Source organism: Streptomyces sp. NPDC003943, from assembly GCF_053605265.1.
Map to the genome: position 1 here is coordinate 1 of NZ_JBSGIW010000010.1, position 19,360 is coordinate 19,360.

Genomic DNA, 19,360 nt, shown 5'->3' on the forward strand with positions numbered 1-19,360 from the left:
CTTCCTCTCTCCACCATATTCGTTCGCTATCGCCAAAATGGCGCGGCCCCGGCCGCTTCTCGCGGCCGGGGCCTCGCCCAGACGGTCTTCGTCTCACACACCCGAACCTGCGGGCACGGAGTCGGTCGCCTCCGTCCACAGATCCTGCTCGGCGCGATCCGCCTGGATCTGGCGGTACACGAGGAGCCCGCCGATGGCGGCCAGTGCGACCAGGAGAAGCTTCTTCACCGCGCGACCTCGTCTTTCATTGACGTAGGAGACTTCTGACGCCCACTCTACACATCGGTCATCAGCAACAAAGCAATCGGCCCGGACGGGTGAACCGTCCGGGCCGATCTTCTGTGTGGGGCTAACAGGATTTGAACCTGTGGCCTCATCCTTATCAGGGATGCGCTCTAACCAACTGAGCTATAGCCCCGCCGTGCTTCGCGGTGTGTGTCCCGCTCGCTGACTCCTGAAGATTAGCGCACGTGGGGGCCAGTCCCAAAATCCGATCCCTGGACCGGCCCCTCAGGCGTCATTCGCGGGTCACCCGCGGGTCACTCGTCCTCGGCGAGCGTGAGCTCGACACCGCCCACGAACCCGGCGGAGAGGTTGTAGATGAAGGCGCCCAGCGTGGCCAGCGCGGTCATCAGGACGACGTCGATCACCGCGATCACCGAGGTGAAGATCAGGACGCGCGGCAGCGACAGGAAGGACTGCAGGTCGAAGCCGTTCGACTCGTTGGAGCCGGTGGCCTCGCTGATCGTGCCGCCGACGGTCGAGAAGACGCCCATGGCGTCCATGACCATCCACAGCACGGCCGCGGCCACCACCGTGCAGACGCCGAGCGCGATGGAGAGCAGGAAGCTCACCTTCATCACCGACCACGGATCGGCCTTGGCCACCCGCAGCCGCGCCTTGCGCGTCCGCGGGGTCGTGCGCGCCCCGGTACGGGGCTTGCGCGTGGCGGCGGCGCCGTTCTGCCCGCCCGCCGTGTGACCGGCCGCGGGGCCGCCCGTGGGCGTGCCCTGCGCCGGGGTGCCGTACGCCTGCGGCGGGTGGTACGGGCCCTGGGGCTGCGTCCCACCGCGCTCGCCGGGCAGCGGCCCGTCGTACGTGTCGTACGGGGGCCGCTGCCCCCGAGTGTCCGTCACCGTAACCCCCTGGGAGTCCGTGGCGGAGCCACGGGCACCGCTCGATCCTGTGGACCGTCCGTCGCCCGGACCGGTGCCCGTGGCTCCACTCACGCTCTGCTCCTCGTCACTCCCCGGCCGCGGGCTCCGTGCCCTCGGCCGACTCAGCCGTCACGGCCGTCTCGGCCGTTTCCACAGCGTCGGCAGCGTCGACCATGTCGTCCTCGTCCTCGCTGCCGGCCTCGGCGTTGCGAGCGATACCGACGACGGCGTCGCGCTTGCCCAGGTTGATCAGCTGGACGCCCATCGTGTCACGGCCGGTCTCCCTGACTTCGTTGACTCGCGTACGAATCACACCGCCGGACAGGGTGATGGCGAGGATCTCGTCCGTCTCCTCGACCACCAGCGCGCCCACAAGAGAACCGCGGTCCTCCACGATCTTGGCGGCCTTGATGCCGAGGCCGCCGCGGCCCTGGACGCGGTACTCGTCGACCGGGGTGCGCTTGGCGTAGCCACCGTCGGTCGCGGTGAAGACGAAGGTACCCGGGCGGACGACATTCATCGAGAGAAGCTCGTCGTCCTCGCGGAAACTCATCCCCTTGACGCCGGACGTGGCCCGGCCCATCGGGCGCAGCGCCTCGTCCGTCGCGGTGAAGCGGATCGACTGCGCCTTCTTGGAGACGAGCAGCAGGTCGTCCTCGGCGGACACCAGCTCGGCGCCGATCAGCTCGTCGTCGCTGCCGTCCTCCCGCTCGCGCAGGTTGATCGCGATGACGCCGCCGGAGCGCGGGGAGTCGTAGTCCTTCAGGGCGGTCTTCTTCACCAGACCGGCCTTGGTGGCGAGCACCAGGTAGGGCGCGGCCTCGTAGTCGCGGATCGCGAGGATCTGGGCGATCTGCTCGTCCGGCTGGAAGGCGAGCAGGTTGGCCACGTGCTGGCCGCGGGCGTCCCGGCCGGCGTCCGGCAGCTCGTACGCCTTGGCCCGGTAGACCCGGCCCTTGTTGGTGAAGAACAGCAGCCAGTGGTGCGTGGTGGAGACGAAGAAGTGGTCGACGATGTCGTCCTGCTTCAGCTTCGTGCCGCGCACGCCCTTGCCGCCGCGCTTCTGCGAGCGGTAGTCCTCGGTCTTCGTCCGCTTGACGTAGCCGCCACGCGTGATGGTGACGACGATGTCCTCCTCGGCGATGAGGTCCTCGATGGACATGTCACCGTCGAAGGGCACCAGCTGGGAGCGGCGGTCGTCGCCGAACTTGTCGACGAGGGCGGCGAGTTCCTGGCTGACGATCGCCCGCTGCTTCTCGGGCGAGGCGAGGATCGCGTTGTACTCGTTGATCTTCGCCTGGAGCTCGTCGTGCTCGGCGACGATCTTCTGGCGCTCCAGGGCGGCGAGCCGGCGCAGCTGCATCTCGAGGATGGCGTTGGCCTGGATCTCGTCGATCTGGAGGAGGCCCATCAGGCCCTCGCGGGCCACCTCGACCGTGTCGCTGCGCCGGATGAGCGCGATGACCTCGTCGATCGCGTCGAGCGCCTTGAGCAGACCGCGCAGGATGTGGGCGCGCTCCTCGGCCTTGCGCAGCCGGAACTTCGTCCGGCGCACGATGACCTCGATCTGGTGCGTCACCCAGTGGCGGATGAACGCGTCGATCGAGAGGGTGCGCGGCACGCCGTCGACGAGCGCCAGCATGTTGGCGCCGAAGTTCGTCTGCAGGTCGGTGTGCTTGTAGAGGTTGTTGAGGACGACCTTGGCGACCGCGTCCCGCTTGAGCACGATGACCAGGCGCTGGCCGGTGCGCGAGGAGGTCTCGTCGCGGACGTCGGCGATGCCGCCGATCTTGCCGTCCTTCACCAGGTCGGCGATCTTCTGGGCGAGGTTGTCCGGGTTGACCTGGAAGGGCAGCTCCGTGACCACCAGGCACTGGCGGTTCTGGATCTCCTCCACCTCGACGACCGCGCGCATGGTGATGGAGCCGCGGCCGGTGCGGTACGCCTCCTCGATGCCCTTGCGGCCGACGACGAGCGCGCCGGTGGGGAAGTCGGGGCCCTTGATGCGCTCGATGAGCGCGTCGAGCAGCTCCTCGTGGCTGGCCTCGGGGTGCTCCAGGTACCACTGGGCGCCGGCGGCGACCTCGCGCAGGTTGTGCGGCGGGATGTTGGTCGCCATGCCGACCGCGATGCCGGCGGAGCCGTTGACCAGCAGGTTCGGGAAGCGGGCGGGCAGGACGGTCGGCTCCTGGGAGCGGCCGTCGTAGTTGTCCGTGAAGTCGACGGTCTCCTCGTCGATGTCGCGGACCATCTCCATCGACAGCGGCGCCAGCTTGCACTCGGTGTAGCGCATGGCGGCCGCCGGGTCGTTGCCCGGGGAGCCGAAGTTGCCGTTGGAGTCGACCAGCGGCAGCCGCATCGACCAGGGCTGGGCGAGGCGAACCAGGGCGTCGTAGATCGAGGAGTCGCCGTGCGGGTGGTAGTTGCCCATCACGTCGCCGACGACGCGGGCGCACTTGTAGAAGCCCTTCTCGGGCCGGTAGCCGCCGTCGTACATCGCGTACAGGACACGGCGGTGCACCGGCTTGAGGCCGTCACGGACGTCGGGCAGCGCACGGGACACGATGACGGACATCGCGTAGTCGAGGTACGAGCGCTGCATCTCGGTCTCGAGCCCGACCGGCTCGATCCGCAACTGCGGCTCCTCCTCTTCCGTGGTCTCGGTGTTCACGGGAGTGTTTTCGTCGGCCATTGCTGGTCGTCAGTCCTTTCGTACGGTCAGCTGAGACCGACTCAGATGTCGAGGAAGCGAACGTCCTTGGCGTTGCGCTGGATGAACGAGCGCCGCGCCTCGACGTCCTCGCCCATCAGCACCGAGAACAGGTCGTCGGCCTGCGCGGCGTCGTCCAGGGTGACCTGGCCGAGCACGCGGTGTTCGACGTCCATGGTGGTGACGCGCAGCTCCTCGGCGTTCATCTCGCCGAGACCCTTGAAGCGCTGGATCGAGTCCTCGCGGATCCGCTTGCCGTTCTGCTTGCCCAGCTCGACGAGAGCGTCGCGCTCGCGGTCCGAGTAGGCGTACTCGAAGTCGTCCCGGCCCCACTTGATCTTGTAGAGCGGCGGGCGGGACAGGTAGACGTGACCGGCCTCGACCAGCGGGCGCATGAAGCGGAAGAGGAAGGTCAGCAGCAGGGTGTTGATGTGCTGGCCGTCGACGTCGGCGTCCGCCATCAGGATGATCTTGTGATAGCGGAGCTTCTCGATGTCGAAGTCCTCGTGCACACCGGTGCCGAAGGCGGAGATCAGCGCCTGGACCTCGGTGTTCTGCAGGATCTTGTCGATGCGGGCCTTCTCGACGTTCAGGATCTTGCCGCGGATCGGCAGGATGGCCTGGTACATCGGGTTGCGGCCGGACTTGGCCGAGCCGCCGGCGGAGTCACCCTCGACGATGAAGATCTCGCACTTGGTGGGGTCGTTCGACTGGCAGTCGGAGAGCTTGCCCGGCAGCGACGCCGACTCCAGGAGACCCTTGCGGCGGGTCAGGTCACGGGCCTTGCGGGCGGCCACGCGCGCGGTGGCGGCGGTGATGCCCTTGCGGATGATGTCCGCGGCCTCGTTCGGGTTGCGGTCGAACCAGTCCGTGAGGTGCTCGAAGACGACCTTCTGGACGAAGGTCTTCGCCTCGGTGTTGCCGAGCTTGGTCTTGGTCTGGCCCTCGAACTGCGGCTCGCCGATCTTGACCGAGATGATCGCGGTCAGACCCTCGCGGATGTCGTCACCCGTGAGGTTGTCGTCCTTCTCGCGGAGCAGCTTCTTCTCGCGCGCGTACTTGTTGACGAGCGTCGTCAGCGCGGCACGGAAGCCCTCCTCGTGCGTACCGCCCTCGTGGGTGTGGATCGTGTTCGCGAACGAGTACACGCCCTCGCTGTACGAGGAGTTCCACTGCATCGCGATCTCGACCGAGAGCAGGCGCTCCTTGTCCTCGGCCTCGACGTCGATGACGGTCGGGTGGATCAGCTCGCCCTTGCGCGAGTTGAGGTACTTCACGAAGTCGACGATGCCGCCCTCGTAGTGGTACTTCACCGTGCGCGCGGTCGGCTCGGCGGCCGCCTCGGCGTCCGGGTCGTCGGCGCCGACCGTGGCCTTCGCGGACTCGCGCTCGTCGGTGAGCGCGATCGTCAGGCCCTTGTTGAGGAAGGCCATCTCCTGGAAGCGGCGCGAGAGCGTCTCGAAGGAGTACTCGGTCGTCTCGAAGATGTCCGGGTCGGCCCAGAAGGTGACCGAGGTGCCGGTCTCGTCCGTCTCCTCGTGCTTCGCGAGGGGCGCGGTCGGGGCGCCCATCTTGTAGTCCTGCGTCCAGCGGTGGCCGTCCGTCTTGACCTCGACGGAGACCTTGGTGGACAGGGCGTTCACGACGGAGACGCCGACGCCGTGCAGACCGCCGGAGACCGCGTAGCCGCCGCCGCCGAACTTGCCGCCGGCGTGCAGCACGGTCAGCACGACTTCGAGGGCCGGCTTGCCCTCGGACTCGACGATGCCGACCGGGATGCCGCGGCCGTTGTCGACGACGCGCACGCCGCCGTCGGCGAGGATCGTCACGTCGATGGTGTCCGCGTGGCCCGCCAGGGCCTCGTCGACGGAGTTGTCGACGACCTCCTGCACCATGTGGTGCAGACCGCGCTCACCGGTCGAGCCGATGTACATGCCGGGGCGCTTGCGCACCGCATCCAGACCCTCGAGGACCTGGATGTTGCTGGCGGTGTACTGGTTGTTCTCGTTGGGGTTGCCGGAATCGGCCACGAAGCGCCCTTTCTGGCACAGCACAGGCCGTTCTCCGGACGTACGGGAGCGGCTGCGTCGTTCGACATGTTCCGCAGTGTGGCGGGATTGTCTCCCAGTCTACCGGTACCACTGACACTCATGGGGGTTTGCCGGTCCCTGAATGCTCATGTGCCGCCCTAGCCGGGCCCGAGACGACTCCCCATATCCGGAGAGGGGCTCCAGGGGCCTCTGACGGCCACCTAGCGCTTCGGACGGTGACGGCGAGTGGGCGGGAACGGTTCCCGGTTGCGGGCATGCGTTCCGCCGGCTCGGTGCGCACCCTCGTCAGGTGGGCACAACGCCCACGCGTACGGCGCCCTTCGCCTGGACCCGCACCCCCAGGGCCTGCTTACCCGTAGGTGTCCCCGGGCCCCGTGGACCCGGGCGCGCGCAAGGGCCCGTAACCACGGCGGGGGCCCCCGGGCCCAAGGACCTTGATCATCCGCACCGTCCCGTGCCCCAGGTCCTCGTTGAGGCGCGCCACCAGCCTCGGCGCCAGCAGCCGCAGCTGCGTCGCCCACGCCGTCGAGTCGCACTGCACGGTGAGCACCCGCTCCTCCGGGTCCTCGTCGTACTTCAGCGGTACGCAGTGCTTCGCGAGGTCCTCGCCCACGATCTGCGGCCACCGCCCCATGACCCCGCCCACCGCCGCCGGCGTCTCCCAGCCGCGCTCGGTGATCAGCCGGTTGATCGCGGCGCCGAGCGCCATCGGATCGCGCCCGTCGGCGCGCGCGCCGGAGCGCAGGCCGCCGCCGCGCCGGGCCTGCTTCTTCTGCGCCGCGGCCGCGCCCCGGGCCTTCGCCTGCTCCTTGGCGGCGCGCAGCGCGACCCGTGCGAGGTCGACGCCGGAGGGCTCGGGAGTCGCAGGGGCCGCGGGCTTGTCCACAGGCTGTGGGGAAGTCTCGTCGCTCATCCCTGCACCACCCGCTCCACCTCGCCGCCGGAGACCGCGTACCGCGTCCCGGTCAGCACTCCCGGCACGTCGTCGTCCACCGCCGCCGTGACGAGCACCTGCTCCCCCGGCGCCACCAGCTCCGCGAGCCGTTCCCGGCGCCGCGCGTCCAGCTCCGCGAAGACGTCGTCGAGCACGAGCACCGGCTCGTTGCCCTCCGCGCGCAGCAGGTCGTAGGAGGCGAGCCGCAGCGCCAGCGCGTACGACCAGGACTCGCCGTGGCTCGCGTACCCCTTGGCCGGCAGGTCGCCGAGCTTGAGCAGCAGGTCGTCGCGGTGCGGTCCGACGAGCGTGACGCCGCGCTCGATCTCCTGCTTGCGTACGTCGGCGAGCGCCGCGATCAGCTGCCCGTACAGCTCCTCGCGGGTGTGCCCGTCGCCGGGCGCGGACGGCTTGTACTCCAGGTGTACCGGCCCGCCGCCCGGCGCCAGCTGCTCGTACGCCTTGTCGGCGAGCGGCCGCAGCATGCCGATGAGGTCGAGCCGCTGGGCGAGCAGCTCGGCGCCGGCCCGGGCCAGGTGCTGGTCCCAGACGTCGAGGGTGGACAGGTCCATGCCCCGTCCGCCGTGCCGCCGGGCCATGGCGGCGGACTTGAGGAGCGTGTTGCGCTGCTTGAGCACCCGCTCGTAGTCGGAGCGCACGCCCGCCATGCGCGGCGCGCGCGCCGTGATCAGCTCGTCGAGGAAGCGCCGGCGCTCACCGGGGTCGCCCTTGATCAGCGCCAGGTCCTCCGGCGCGAACAGCACGGTCCGGACGATGCCCAGTACGTCCCGCGGCCTGACCTGCGAGGACCGGTTGATGCGGGCGCGGTTGGCCCGGCCCGGGTTGAGCTCCAGCTCGACCAGCTGGGAGCGCTCGCCCTGGGTGACGGCGGCCCGGATGACCGCCCGCTCCGCGCCCATCCGCACCAGCGGGGCGTCGGAGGCGACGCGATGGCTGCCGAGGGTGGCGAGATAGCCGACGGCCTCGACGAGATTGGTCTTGCCCTGGCCGTTCGCGCCCACGAAAGCGGTGACGCCCGGGTCGAGCGGGACCTCGACCCGGGCGTACGAGCGGAAGTCGGCCAGCGACAGATGCGTGACGTGCATGGTGGGCGCCGACCTTCTTCCCCCGGCGGCTGTGCACCGCGGGGTGCACAGCCTGTGGATTACTTCTTCGTCTCGACCGCGTGGCCGCCGAACTGGTTGCGCAGCGCGGCGATCATCTTCATCTGCGGGGAGTCGTCCTGACGCGAGGCGAACCGCGCGAACAGCGACGCGGTGATCGCCGGCAGCGGGACGGCGTTGTCGATGGCGGCCTCGACGGTCCACCGGCCCTCGCCGGAGTCCTCCGCGTAGCCGCGCAGCTTGTCCAGGTGCTCGTCCTCGTCGAGGGCGTTGACCGCGAGGTCGAGCAGCCACGAGCGGATGACGGTGCCCTCCTGCCAGGAGCGGAAGACCTCGCGGACGTCGGTGACGGAGTCGACCTTCTCCAGGAGCTCCCAGCCCTCGGCGTAGGCCTGCATCATCGCGTACTCGATGCCGTTGTGGACCATCTTCGCGAAGTGGCCGGCGCCGACCTTGCCCGCGTGGACCGAGCCGAACTCGCCCTCGGGCTTGAGCGCGTCGAAGATCGGCTGGACGCGGGCCACGTGCTCGGCGTCGCCGCCGTACATCAGCGCGTAGCCGTTCTCCAGGCCCCAGACGCCGCCGGAGACGCCGCAGTCGACGAACCCGATGCCCTTGGCGGCCAGCTCCTCGGCGTGCTTCTCGTCGTCGGTCCAGCGGGAGTTGCCGCCGTCCACGACGATGTCGCCGGGGGAGAGCAGCTCGGCCAGCTCGTCGATGGTCGACTGGGTCGCCGCACCGGCGGGGACCATGACCCACACGACGCGCGGACCCTTGAGCTTGCCCACAAGCTCTTCCAGGCTGTGGACATCGGCGAGGTCCGGATTGCGGTCGTATCCGATGACGGTGTGGCCGCCGCGGCGAATGCGCTCGCGCATGTTGCCGCCCATCTTGCCGAGACCGACGAGACCGAGCTCCATCAGAGATTCCTTAAGCGTCGTGTGCGGTTTACCCGGGTCCGAGCCTACGCCCGGACCCGCGTGCACACCTGTGGGGTCAGCCGCTCAGGCGTACCCCCGGCAGAGGGGCCTCAGCCGCTCAGCCGCACCGGCATGATCAGGTACTTGTACGCCTCGTCCGCCTCGGCGTCGACCGCCGGCTTGCCGCTCAGGAGGGCCGGCTTGGTGGAGGTCGTGAAGGAGAGCTGGGCGACCGGCGAGTCGATCGCGCTCAGGCCGTCCAGGAGGAAGGTCGGGTTGAAGGCGATCGAGATGTCGTCGCCGTCGAGCTGCGCGTCGACACGCTCCACAGCCTGTGCGTCGTCGCTGGAACCGGCCTCCAGGATGAGCACGCCCTGCTCGAAGCTCAGCCGGACCGGGGTGTTGCGCTCGGCCACCAGGGCGACGCGCTTGACGGCCTCGACGAAGGGGGCGGTCTCGATCACCGCGACCGAGTTGAACTCGGTCGGGAAGAGCGTCCGGTACTTCGGCAGGTCGCCCTCGAGCAGACGGGTGGTGGTGCGGCGGCCCGCACCCTCGAAGCCGATCAGGCCCTCGCCCTTGCCGGAGCCGGAGAGCGCCAGGGTCACCGTGTCACCGCTGGTCAGCGCCTTGGCGGTGTCCAGGAGGGTCTTCGCGGGCACCAGGGCGACGGCGGAGGCGTCCGGGGACTCCGGCTTCCACAGGAACTCGCGGACCGCGAAGCGGTAGCGGTCGGTGGAGGCCAGGGTGACGGTGTCGCCCTCGATCTCGATGCGCACACCGGTGAGGACGGGCAGCGTGTCGTCACGGCCGGCGGCGATGGCCACCTGCGCGGCGGCGGAGGCGAAGACCTCGCCGGGGACGGTGCCGGTCGCGGTGGGCATCTCGGGCAGCGCCGGGTACTCCTCCACAGGCAGGGTGTGGAGGGTGAAGCGGGAGGAGCCGCAGACCACGGTCGCCCGTACACCGTCTGTGGAGATCTCCACCGGGCGGTTGGGGAGGGCGCGGCAGATGTCGGCGAGCAGGCGGCCGGAGACCAGGACGGTGCCGTCCTCCTCGACCTCCGCCTCGACGGAGACGCGGGCCGAGACCTCGTAGTCGAAGCTGGAGAAGCTCAGCGCGCCGTCCTCGGCCTTCAGCAGAAGGCCCGCGAGAACGGGCGCCGGCGGACGGGCCGGAAGGCTGCGAGCCACCCACGCCACCGCCTCCGCGAGTACATCGCGCTCCACCCGGATCTTCACCGGAACCGCCTCCTGCTTGTTGCTGGCTCTTCGTCGACTGCGGGATCCAGTCTGACGTACGCCACCGACACTCGGTGCGGCTCGGGGTCAAGTCGCGACAAGAGGTCGCCGAGGCTCCGGGCTCGAGTTGTCCACACACCCCACTTCGAAGCGGATTCCGAGCTAACTATGAGTGGGAGTAGTAGTAGGGCCTGTGGAAACCGTGGATAACGCCGTCTGCGCAGGTCAGGCCCGCTTTTTTGTCCACTGCGCCTGTGCACGGAACCGGTGGACAACCGGGGTGCGCTGTGGACACAGCAAAGTTCTGCACACCCGATTCACAGGGCATGGGGAGTTCTCCCCAGTGCTGTCCCCAGCTTTCCCCAGGTTCCCCACAGCCCAAACGTCTCCCTTGGTGTGACGGCTTTCACTCGCCCCAGTGAGCCCGGGCGTTTCGTTGCCGAACAGTGGACAGCGGTGTGGAGAAGCTGTGGGCAACCGTCGCCGTCCTGTGGGTTGCCGGTGGACAACCGAGCGCGGCCCCTGTGGACGGATCTTTCATCCACAGGCTGTGGAGATCGATTGCCAACAATTCCACAAGGCTCTGAGCTGGGGTGATGCCCTGTCACCAGGGCTGCCTGTGGATGCAATCCGGATAACTCGGAAGTCCCCACCCTGTGGACGGGAGATCATCCCCCAATCTGTGGAGAACCCGCCACCGGAACGGAGTAATCGAACAGCGGCCTCGCGCCCGACGGCCGCCGGAGCGGCGGAAGAGGGGCGGACAGAGGGGCGGCAGAGGGGCATCGGGGGCCTCCGCTCAGCCTTCGGGAGCTCTCCCGAGCCCTCCTGGAGCTGTCGGGAGCCCCTCCCGGAGGCCCTCCTGGAGCCTTCGAAGTGACGCCCAGAGGGTGCTCGGGCGCCCGCCGGGAACGCCGAAGGGCGCCCCGGGAGGTGTCCGGAGCGCCCTTGGGGGCCCTGCGAGGGGCCGTCGTCAGCCGTTCTTGATGCGGTTGGTCAGCTCGGTGACCTGGTTGTAGATGGAGCGCCGCTCCGCCATCAGCGCGCGGATCTTGCGGTCCGCGTGCATCACCGTGGTGTGGTCGCGGCCGCCGAACTGCGCGCCGATCTTCGGCAGCGACAGGTCCGTGAGCTCGCGGCACAGGTACATGGCGATCTGCCGGGCGGTGACCAGGACCCGGCTGCGGGACGAGCCGCACAGGTCCTCCACCGTCAGACCGAAGTAGTCGGCCGTCGCCGCCATGATCGCGCCGGCGGTGATCTCGGGCGCCGTGTCCTCGCCGCCCGGGATCAGGTCCTTGAGGACGATCTCGGTGAGGCCCAGGTCCACCGGCTGCCGGTTGAGGCTCGCGAACGCCGTCACGCGGATCAGCGCGCCCTCCAGCTCACGGATGTTCCGCGAGATCCGGGACGCGATGAACTCCAGCACCTCCGGCGGCGCGTTCAGCTGCTCCTGCACCGCCTTCTTGCGAAGGATCGCGATGCGCGTCTCCAGCTCCGGCGGCTGCACGTCCGTGGTCAGGCCCCACTCGAAGCGGTTGCGGAGCCGGTCCTCCAGGGTCACCAGCTGCTTGGGCGGCCGGTCCGAGGACAGCACGATCTGCTTGTTGGCGTTGTGGAGCGTGTTGAAGGTGTGGAAGAACTCCTCCTGCGTCGACTCCTTGCTCGCGAGGAACTGGATGTCGTCGACCAGCAGGATGTCCACATCCCGGTAGCGCTTGCGGAACGCGTCGCCCTTGCCGTCACGGATCGAGTTGATGAACTCGTTGGTGAACTCCTCCGAGCTCACGTACCGCACCCGGGTGCCCGGGTAGAGGCTCCGCGCGTAGTGACCGATCGCGTGCAGCAGATGGGTCTTGCCGAGGCCGGACTCGCCGTAGATGAAGAGGGGGTTGTACGCCTTCGCCGGCGCCTCCGCGACAGCGACCGCGGCCGCGTGCGCGAAGCGGTTCGAGGAACCGATGACGAAGGTGTCGAAGAGGTACTTGGGGTTCAGCCGGGCGTGCTGCTCACCGGGCGCGCCGGGGCCGCCGCCCTGGCCGGACGAGCCCGAGCCGGACGGCCCGGACACGCCGCCGCCGGGGCCGCCGGGACCGCTGGGACCGGGACGCGGCCCGCGGCCAGGACCCTCCGTGTCCGGCAACTCCGCCCGCTCGGGGCGCTGCGGCCGCTCGTACGTGGAGCGCTCGTCGTAGCGCGTCGGCTGGGGCTGCTGCGGGCGGGGCGTCGCGTACGGATCGCGCTCCTGGAAGCCGCCGAGCCGCTGCTGCTGCCAGGTGACGTCCTCCTGGGCGCGCGGCCAGACGCCCGGGTCCGGGCGCTGCTGCTGGTACTCGGGGTAGGCCGGGCGGGCCGTCGGCAGCCCGTCCTCCGGCATCGGCCGGCCGTAGTCGTCGTACTTCTCGTATGTGTCGTACGTCTCGCGCTTGCCGTACGGCTGCGGGGCCGGCCGCATGGGCTGGGCCGGCGGCGCGGGCGGCGTCGGCTCGCCGACGGAGTCGTCGACGGTGATCGCGATCCGGATCGGCCGGCCGCAGGCGCGGCTGAGCGCGTCGCTGATGAGCGGGGCGAGGCGGCCTTCGAGGACCTGCTTGCCGTACTCGTTGGGCACGGCGAGCAGTGCGGTGTCGGCCACCAGCGCGAGCGGCTGGCAGCGCTCGATCCACTGCTTGTCCTTGGACTCGATGCCCTGTTGGCCTTCGCCGAGGAGCTGCTCGAGTACACGCGGCCACACTGCGGCAAGATCGGCAGGTACGTCAGCCACGGGGCACGCTTCCTCGCAGGTCCCACGATGGTGTGGTTCTCGGGGACGGTCGGTCGAAGTCCGTAAGGACAGGTAAGGACAGATCGGAAAAGATTGTGGAGTTCAGCCACGGTAGTCGCGGCGGCTGACGTGGTTCAAGTTGTTGTCCACAGCCTGTGCACAAGGGGGCCCCGACGACGGGCCGGTTTGACCGGATGGCGTAGCCGCGCGTACCGTAACCAGGTCGAGTTGTCGATGGCTGCTGCCGCCTGCCTACCGATGGGCGAAGATCACCCTATGTGATCGCGAAGCGGTGCACTCGAGCGTATGCGAGCTAATCGTGGGCGCACGGTGACAGCCAGGCGATGTCCCGCCACCAACGATTCATTTCTGGAGCCCCCGAGTGAGCAAGCGCACCTTCCAGCCGAACAACCGTCGTCGCGCCAAGACCCACGGCTTCCGCCTGCGCATGCGCACCCGTGCCGGCCGCGCCATCCTGGCGAACCGCCGTGCCAAGGGTCGCGCGAGCCTGTCCGCCTGATCTGTCTAAACAGGTCATGACGTGCTGCCTACCGAGAATCGGCTGAGGCGGCGCGAGGACTTCGCGACCGCGGTACGCCGAGGACGCCGGGCCGGACGCCCGCTCCTCGTCGTCCACCTACGCAACAGCGGTGCAACGGACCCGCACGCGCCTGGGGAGAGCGCTCCCCCGACGCGTGCGGGTTTCGTCGTGAGCAAGGCCGTTGGCGGCGCGGTCGTCCGCAACCAGGTCAAGCGTCGTCTTCGCCACCTTGTGCGCGACCGCATCGCCGAGCTGCCCCCCGGTAGCCTGGTGGTCGTACGGGCGTTGCCCGGAGCCGGTGACGCCGACCACGCACAGCTGGCCCGAGACCTGGATGCCGCTCTCCAGCGGTTGCTGGGAGGGGGCACGCGATGAAGTACCCGCTGCTGGCTCTCATCAAGCTGTACCAGTGGACGATCAGCCCGCTCCTGGGCCCCGTCTGCCGGTACTACCCGTCGTGTTCCCACTACGGATTCACGGCCATCGACCGGCATGGCGCGATCAAGGGCACAGCCCTGACCGCCTGGCGCATCCTGCGGTGCAACCCGTGGTCGCCCGGCGGCGTGGACCATGTTCCCCCGCGCAAGCGGCCGCGCTGGCACGAGATGTTGCGCGCCGCCCTTCGTGGCGAAAAGGGCGGGCTCTCCGGCGAGACGAGCCCTGCCGCAGAGACCTCGCCCAATGCTCAAGGAGCCTGATTAGTGGACACGATTGCCAGTCTGTTCAGCTTCATCACCACACCCGTCTCCTGGGTGATCGTCCAGTTCCACAGTATGTACGGGGCGATCTTCGGCCCTGACACGGGCTGGGCCTGGGGACTGTCCATCGTGTCCCTGGTGGTGCTGATCCGTATCTGCCTGATCCCGCTCTTCGTGAAGCAGATCAAGTCGACGCGGAACATGCAGGCGCTCCAGCCGAAGATGAAGGCGATCCAGGAGCGCTACAAGAGCGACAAGCAGCGTCAGTCCGAAGAGATGATGAAGCTGTACAAGGAGACGGGCACCAACCCGCTCTCCTCGTGCCTTCCCATCCTGGCGCAGTCGCCGTTCTTCTTCGCCCTGTACCGCGTGCTCTCCAGCATCGCCAACGGTCAGACGATCGGCGTCATCAACGAGGACCTGCTGGCCAGCGCCCGTAAGGCCCACATCTTCGGTGCCCCGCTCGCCGCGAAGTTCACGGACAGCGCCGAGAAGGTCGCCTCCCTCGGCGCCTCGCTGACCGATGTGCGCGTCGTCACCGCGATCATGATCGTGATGATGTCGGCCTCGCAGTTCTTCACCCAGCGCCAGCTGATGATGAAGAACGTCGACCTGTCGGTGAAGACCCCGTACATGCAGCAGCAGAAGATGCTGATGTACATCTTCCCGCTGATCTTCGCCGGCATGGGCATCAACTTCCCCGTCGGTGTCCTCGTCTACTGGCTGACCACCAACGTGTGGACCATGGGCCAGCAGATGTACGTGATCAACCAGAACCCGACGCCGGGCAGCAAGGCCCAGGACGCCTACCTGCAGCGCCTGCTCAAGAGCATCGGGCACCACGGTGAGGTCCGCGGCCGCCGCCGGAAGAACATCGTCAAGGCGATCGTCGCCAAGGGCGCCGACCGCAACGACAACGAGCGCCGCTTCTTCGCGGGCCTGGCCAAGGCCGGGTTCGCCGCCCAGGCCGACGGCACCGTGATCAAGAGCGACAGCGTCTCGGTCGAGGCGGAGGGCGGTGCCGCCACCCGGCGCCAGCAGCCCAAGCGCCAGACCAAGGCCCAGCGCCAGGCCGCAGGTGGCCAGCAGCACGAGTCGAAGTCCTCGGACGAGCAGGCTTCGGACGAGCAGGCCGCGGACGCCAGGACTGAGGACCAGGCCGCTCCGTCGCTGGAGAAGAAGCCGCAGTCGTCGGCCAAGGGCGCCAAGGCCGGCAGCCAGGCCGCGAGCGACAAGCCGGCCCGGCCGAGTCGCGCCAACTCCGGTCAGCGCAAGGGCCAGCAGCGGCCCAAGCACCCCTCCTCCAAGAAGTAAGCCTCCACGAAGCTAGAAGGAGTCCATCCGTGACGGAAGGCACCACCTCCGCCGCCGAGGGTGGCGACACCCTGACCCGCCTGGAGCAGGAGGGTGAGATCGCGGCCGACTACCTCGAGGGCCTGCTCGACATCGCCGATCTCGACGGCGACATCGACATGGACGTCGAGGCGGACCGGGCCTCGGTCTCGATCGTCAGCGACTCCGGCAGCCGCGACCTGCAGAAGCTCGTCGGCCGCGACGGCGAGGTGCTGGAGGCTCTTCAGGAGCTGACCCGGCTCGCCGTGCACCGGGAGACTGGTGACCGCAGCCGCCTGATGCTGGACATCGCGGGCTTCCGCGCCAAGAAGCGCGAGGAGCTCGCCCGGCTGGGTGCCAAGGCCGCCGACGAGGTCAAGGCCACCGGCGAGCCGGTCAAGCTGGACCCGATGACGCCGTTCGAGCGCAAGGTCGTGCACGACGCGGTCGCCGCCGCCGGTCTGCGCAGCGAGTCCGAGGGCGAGGAGCCGCAGCGCTTCGTCGTCGTTCTCCCTGCCTGAACCCCCAACTGACGTCGGCCCCGTCTGTTCGCAGACGGGGCCGCGTTTTGTCAGCCTGATAGACAGCACCCAGTGCGCTCGGACGGTACGCGCGCGGTACGGAAGGACGGTTCCCCGTGACGGAGGCAACGGAGCTTCCCCAGGCGCCGGAGCAGGCGCGGACAGTCTTCGGCGAGTACTTCCCGGAGGCGGTCCGGTACGCCGAGCTCCTGGCGGACGCCGGGGTCAAGCGCGGCCTCATCGGCCCGCGTGAGGTTCCCCGTCTGTGGGAGCGCCACCTGCTGAACTGCGCCGTGCTCTCCGAGGTCGTGCCCGAGGGGGTCACGGTCTGCGACGTCGGCTCCGGTGCCGGCCTGCCCGGTATCCCGCTGGCCCTGGTCCGCCGGGACCTGAAGATCACGCTGCTCGAGCCGCTGCTGCGCCGGACGACCTTCCTCCAGGAGGCCGTCGAGCTGCTGGGCCTCGACCATGTGACCGTGGTCCGCGGCCGCGCCGAGGAGATGCTGGGCAAGCTCGGGCCCGTCCACGTCGTGACCGCCCGGGCCGTCGCACCGCTCGACCGGCTGGCCGGCTGGGGCGTGCCGCTGCTCCGTCCCTACGGCGAGATGCTGGCCCTCAAGGGCGACACCGCCGAGGAGGAGATCGCCGGTGCCCGCGCCGCGCTCGCCAAGCTCGGTGTGGTGGAGGCCTCCGTGCTGCACGCGGGCGAGGGGATCGTGGACCCGCTGACCACCGTGGTCCGGGTCGAGGTCGGCGAGAGCCCCGGCGGTGTGCGCTTCGCGGCCAAGCGGGCCAAGGCGGCCCGGACCAGCCGGCCCCGTCGCCGCAGCCGCTGATCCTGTACCGCTGATCCGCTCGTTGAGCCGGCACCGCTGATCAGTGCGAGCGACTGCTGCGATATGGGCTGATTTCGGAGTGTCGGGCGGTCCCGGCTCTGCGGCGCGTGCATCGTGTTTCACGTGAAACGTCGCTCACTGCTGCAGGGGATCATCAGCCGCGGCCGCGCGGCTGCCACGCCCAGGGACCGCAAACCTCCAGTGAAACCCCCCGTGAGGGTCACAGGGTTGTCCACAGAGGTGGATTCATCCACAGAACCACGGGCCTCGCTGGTTCCGGACCCCGAAGGCATGGCAGTCTCTCTCCATCGCGAGTCTGAAGCCGAGGAGAGTGAGTCCTTGCGGTCCGACGCCAACATCGCGGGACCGATGACCGAACCGGTCCCCGGTCCCCGAACCGAATCGGTAGGGGCGGATGTTTCACGTGAAACACCGCCTCCGATGGACGACACCCCCATCGGCCGTGCGGCCCAACTGGCCGTGGAGGCCCTGGGTCGTGCCGGAGAAGGACTTCCCCGGCCTGCCCAGACCCGTGTGATCGTGGTCGCCAACCAGAAGGGCGGCGTGGGCAAGACCACCACGACCGTCAATCTGGCCGCCTCTCTGGCACTGCACGGCGCCCGGGTCCTGGTCATCGACCTCGACCCGCAGGGCAACGCCTCCACCGCGCTCGGCATCGACCACCACGCCGAGGTCCCCTCGATCTACGACGTCCTCGTGGAGAGCAAGCCGCTCGCCGAGGTCGTGCAGCCCGTCCGGGACGTCGAAGGACTCTTCTGCGCCCCCGCCACCATCGACCTCGCCGGTGCGGAGATCGAGCTGGTGTCGCTGGTGGCGCGTGAGAGCCGGCTGCAGCGGGCGATCCAGGCGTACGAGCAGCCGCTCGACTACATCCTCATCGACTGCCCGCCCTCGCTCGGCCTGCTGACGGTCAACGCCATGGTGGCCGGAGCCGAGGTGCTGATCCCCATCCAGTGCGAGTACTACGCGCTGGAGGGCCTCGGTCAGCTGCTGCGGAACGTCGATCTGGTGCGGGGGCACCTCAACCCGGCGCTGCATGTGTCGACGATCCTCCTCACCATGTACGACGGCCGGACGAGGCTCGCCTCGCAGGTCGCCGACGAGGTGCGCACGCACTTCGGCAACGAGGTGCTGCGGACCAGCATCCCGAGGTCCGTCCGCATCTCGGAGGCACCGAGCTACGGGCAGACCGTGCTCACCTACGACCCGGGCTCCAGTGGTGCCCTGTCATATCTCGAAGCGGCGCGCGAGATCGCGCTGCGTGGCGTCGATGTCGCCTATGACGCCAGTCAGGCCCATGGGGGACACCCGCATGTGGGCCACCAGAACAACCAGCGAATGTCGGAGGGGATCCAGTGAGCGAGCGACGTAGGGGATTGGGGCGTGGGCTCGGTGCGCTGATTCCGGCCGCTCCCCAGGAGCGACAGGTGCCGGCCGCCGGAGCCGGCACCGCCACGGTCACGAGCTCCCCCGGCGCCATTCCGGCACTCGGCTCGGACCGGGGTGTGGCCGCCGCCAAGCTGGCGACCCTCCCCGCGAGCCCGCAGTCCCCGGACTCCGTGGTGCCGGCGGCCGAGCCCGAGCCGGAGGCCCCCGCCGGGGCGCACTTCGCCGAGCTGCCGCTGGACTCCATCACGCCGAACCCGCGCCAGCCGCGCGAGGTCTTCGACGAGGACGCCCTGGCCGAGCTGATCACCTCCATCAAGGAGGTCGGTCTGCTGCAGCCCGTCGTCGTCCGCCAGATCGGTCCCGAGCGCTATGAGCTCATCATGGGTGAGCGCCGCTGGCGAGCCTGCCGTGAGGCCGGCCTGGAGCGGATCCCGGCGATCGTGCGGGCCACCGAGGACGAGAAGCTGCTTCTCGACGCCCTCCTGGAGAACCTGCACCGGGCCCAGCTGAACCCGCTGGAAGAGGCTGCTGCCTACGACCAGCTCCTGAAGGACTTCAACTGCACCCATGACCAGCTGGCCGACCGGATCGGGCGTTCGCGTCCTCAGGTCTCCAACACGCTGCGTCTGCTGAGGCTTTCCCCGCCCGTGCAGCGCCGGGTCGCCGCCGGCGTCCTCTCGGCGGGTCACGCCCGTGCCCTGCTCTCCGTGGACGACCCGGAGGCCCAGGACAAGCTCGCCTACCGGATCGTCGCCGAGGGACTCTCGGTGCGTGCGGTGGAGGAGATCGTGACGCTGATGGGCTCGGAGCCCTCCTCGCCGGTCAAGCCCAAGGGGCCGCGGGCCGGTGCCCGGGTCTCCCCGGCGCTGCGTGATCTCGCGAGCCGGCTCTCCGACCGCTTCGAGACCCGGGTGAAGGTCGACCTGGGTCAGAAGAAGGGCAAGATCGTCGTCGAGTTCGCCTCGATGGAGGATCTGGAGCGGATCCTCTCCACGCTGGCCCCGGGCGAGGGGCGCGTCATGGAGCAGGGCAGGGCCGACCAGGGCGAGTAAGTCGGGTGGCCATCCGGCGGGTTGTCGTTACGATTCTTTGAGGCATATGCGTACAGCGAAGGCCGAGAG

Annotated in this window: 17 protein-coding genes and 1 tRNA gene; 8 read left to right on the forward strand and 10 right to left on the reverse strand. The window is 69.2% G+C overall.

Translation table 11 applies throughout. From position 1 onward, the window contains the following. Window positions 1-93: 93 nt before the first annotated feature. From ACWEV0_RS06375 to dnaA, 10 genes are all read right to left on the reverse strand, one after another. Window positions 94-228: a DLW-39 family protein gene (locus ACWEV0_RS06375; protein ID WP_003958712.1), complete on the reverse strand. Its 135-nt coding sequence runs from the start codon at window positions 226-228 to the stop codon at window positions 94-96. A 116-nt stretch (window positions 229-344) separates the two neighbouring features. Beyond that, window positions 345-418 (reverse strand) — tRNA-Ile (locus ACWEV0_RS06380). Between the two features lie 121 nt (window positions 419-539). After that, window positions 540-1,136 carry a DUF3566 domain-containing protein gene (locus ACWEV0_RS06385; protein ID WP_453146989.1) on the reverse strand — a complete coding sequence of 199 codons (597 nt, stop codon included), beginning with the start codon at window positions 1,134-1,136 and terminating at the stop codon, window positions 540-542. Between the two features lie 106 nt (window positions 1,137-1,242). Next, complete coding sequence (gene gyrA / locus ACWEV0_RS06390; RefSeq protein WP_453146991.1) at window positions 1,243-3,849, reverse strand: DNA gyrase subunit A; 2,607 nt, start codon at window positions 3,847-3,849, stop codon at window positions 1,243-1,245. Window positions 3,850-3,890: 41 nt separating this feature from the next. Then, window positions 3,891-5,921, reverse strand: coding sequence for a DNA topoisomerase (ATP-hydrolyzing) subunit B (gyrB, locus tag ACWEV0_RS06395; RefSeq protein ID WP_453146993.1), 2,031 nt, complete (start codon window positions 5,919-5,921; stop codon window positions 3,891-3,893). Window positions 5,922-6,267: 346 nt separating this feature from the next. Further along, window positions 6,268-6,831: a DUF721 domain-containing protein gene (locus ACWEV0_RS06400; RefSeq protein ID WP_453146995.1), complete on the reverse strand. Its 564-nt coding sequence runs from the start codon at window positions 6,829-6,831 to the stop codon at window positions 6,268-6,270. Beyond that, window positions 6,828-7,958, reverse strand: a complete 1,131-nt coding sequence (gene recF, locus ACWEV0_RS06405; protein WP_453146997.1) for a DNA replication/repair protein RecF — start codon at window positions 7,956-7,958, stop codon at window positions 6,828-6,830. Before recF ends, ACWEV0_RS06400 begins: the two co-directional genes overlap by 4 nt. Window positions 7,959-8,017: 59 nt before the next feature. Next, a complete protein-coding gene (gene gnd, locus ACWEV0_RS06410; protein WP_403794327.1) occupies window positions 8,018-8,896 on the reverse strand; it encodes a phosphogluconate dehydrogenase (NAD(+)-dependent, decarboxylating) in 879 nt (292 codons plus the stop codon). Window positions 8,897-9,006: 110 nt separating this feature from the next. Next, entirely contained in the window at window positions 9,007-10,137 is a 1,131-nt protein-coding gene (gene dnaN, locus ACWEV0_RS06415) for a DNA polymerase III subunit beta (protein ID WP_318208253.1), read from the reverse strand. A 973-nt stretch (window positions 10,138-11,110) separates the two neighbouring features. Next, entirely contained in the window at window positions 11,111-12,901 is a 1,791-nt protein-coding gene (dnaA, locus tag ACWEV0_RS06420; protein ID WP_453147000.1) for a chromosomal replication initiator protein DnaA, read from the reverse strand. 382 nt (window positions 12,902-13,283) lie between these two features. Here dnaA and rpmH point away from each other — a divergent pair, with 382 nt between their 5' ends. The 8 genes from rpmH (at window position 13,284) to ACWEV0_RS06460 (ending at window position 19,291) form a co-directional block, all read left to right on the forward strand. Beyond that, window positions 13,284-13,421, forward strand: a complete 138-nt coding sequence (gene rpmH / locus ACWEV0_RS06425; protein WP_015659252.1) for a 50S ribosomal protein L34 — start codon at window positions 13,284-13,286, stop codon at window positions 13,419-13,421. Between the two features lie 21 nt (window positions 13,422-13,442). Continuing rightward, window positions 13,443-13,817, forward strand: coding sequence for a ribonuclease P protein component (gene rnpA / locus ACWEV0_RS06430; protein ID WP_453147002.1), 375 nt, complete (start codon window positions 13,443-13,445; stop codon window positions 13,815-13,817). Further along, window positions 13,814-14,140 carry a membrane protein insertion efficiency factor YidD gene (yidD, locus tag ACWEV0_RS06435; protein WP_453147004.1) on the forward strand — a complete coding sequence of 109 codons (327 nt, stop codon included), beginning with the start codon at window positions 13,814-13,816 and terminating at the stop codon, window positions 14,138-14,140. The genes rnpA and yidD overlap by 4 nt, the downstream gene beginning before the upstream one ends. Before the next feature lie 3 nt (window positions 14,141-14,143). Then, window positions 14,144-15,454 carry a membrane protein insertase YidC gene (yidC, locus tag ACWEV0_RS06440; protein WP_453147005.1) on the forward strand — a complete coding sequence of 437 codons (1,311 nt, stop codon included), beginning with the start codon at window positions 14,144-14,146 and terminating at the stop codon, window positions 15,452-15,454. Window positions 15,455-15,483: 29 nt separating this feature from the next. Next, on the forward strand, window positions 15,484-15,993 hold the full coding sequence (locus ACWEV0_RS06445) for a Jag family protein (protein ID WP_451609375.1): 510 nt from the start codon (window positions 15,484-15,486) through the stop codon (window positions 15,991-15,993). Between the two features lie 116 nt (window positions 15,994-16,109). Beyond that, a complete protein-coding gene (rsmG, locus tag ACWEV0_RS06450; RefSeq protein WP_453147007.1) occupies window positions 16,110-16,829 on the forward strand; it encodes a 16S rRNA (guanine(527)-N(7))-methyltransferase RsmG in 720 nt (239 codons plus the stop codon). 291 nt (window positions 16,830-17,120) lie between these two features. After that, on the forward strand, window positions 17,121-18,209 hold the full coding sequence (locus ACWEV0_RS06455; protein WP_453147009.1) for a ParA family protein: 1,089 nt from the start codon (window positions 17,121-17,123) through the stop codon (window positions 18,207-18,209). After that, window positions 18,206-19,291, forward strand: a complete 1,086-nt coding sequence (locus tag ACWEV0_RS06460) for a ParB/RepB/Spo0J family partition protein (protein ID WP_453147011.1) — start codon at window positions 18,206-18,208, stop codon at window positions 19,289-19,291. The genes ACWEV0_RS06455 and ACWEV0_RS06460 overlap by 4 nt, the downstream gene beginning before the upstream one ends. The last annotated feature ends 69 nt before the right edge of the window (window positions 19,292-19,360 follow it).

Coding starts and splice junctions, on each gene's coding strand:
- gyrA (WP_453146991.1), bottom strand. CDS start 3,849: ATGGCCGACGAAAACACTCCCGTGAACACCGAGACCACGGAAGAGGAG.
- ACWEV0_RS06400 (WP_453146995.1), bottom strand. CDS start 6,831: ATGAGCGACGAGACTTCCCCACAGCCTGTGGACAAGCCCGCGGCCCCT.
- recF (WP_453146997.1), bottom strand. CDS start 7,958: ATGCACGTCACGCATCTGTCGCTGGCCGACTTCCGCTCGTACGCCCGG.
- gnd (WP_403794327.1), bottom strand. CDS start 8,896: ATGGAGCTCGGTCTCGTCGGTCTCGGCAAGATGGGCGGCAACATGCGC.
- yidD (WP_453147004.1), top strand. CDS start 13,814: ATGAAGTACCCGCTGCTGGCTCTCATCAAGCTGTACCAGTGGACGATC.
- ACWEV0_RS06455 (WP_453147009.1), top strand. CDS start 17,121: ATGGCAGTCTCTCTCCATCGCGAGTCTGAAGCCGAGGAGAGTGAGTCC.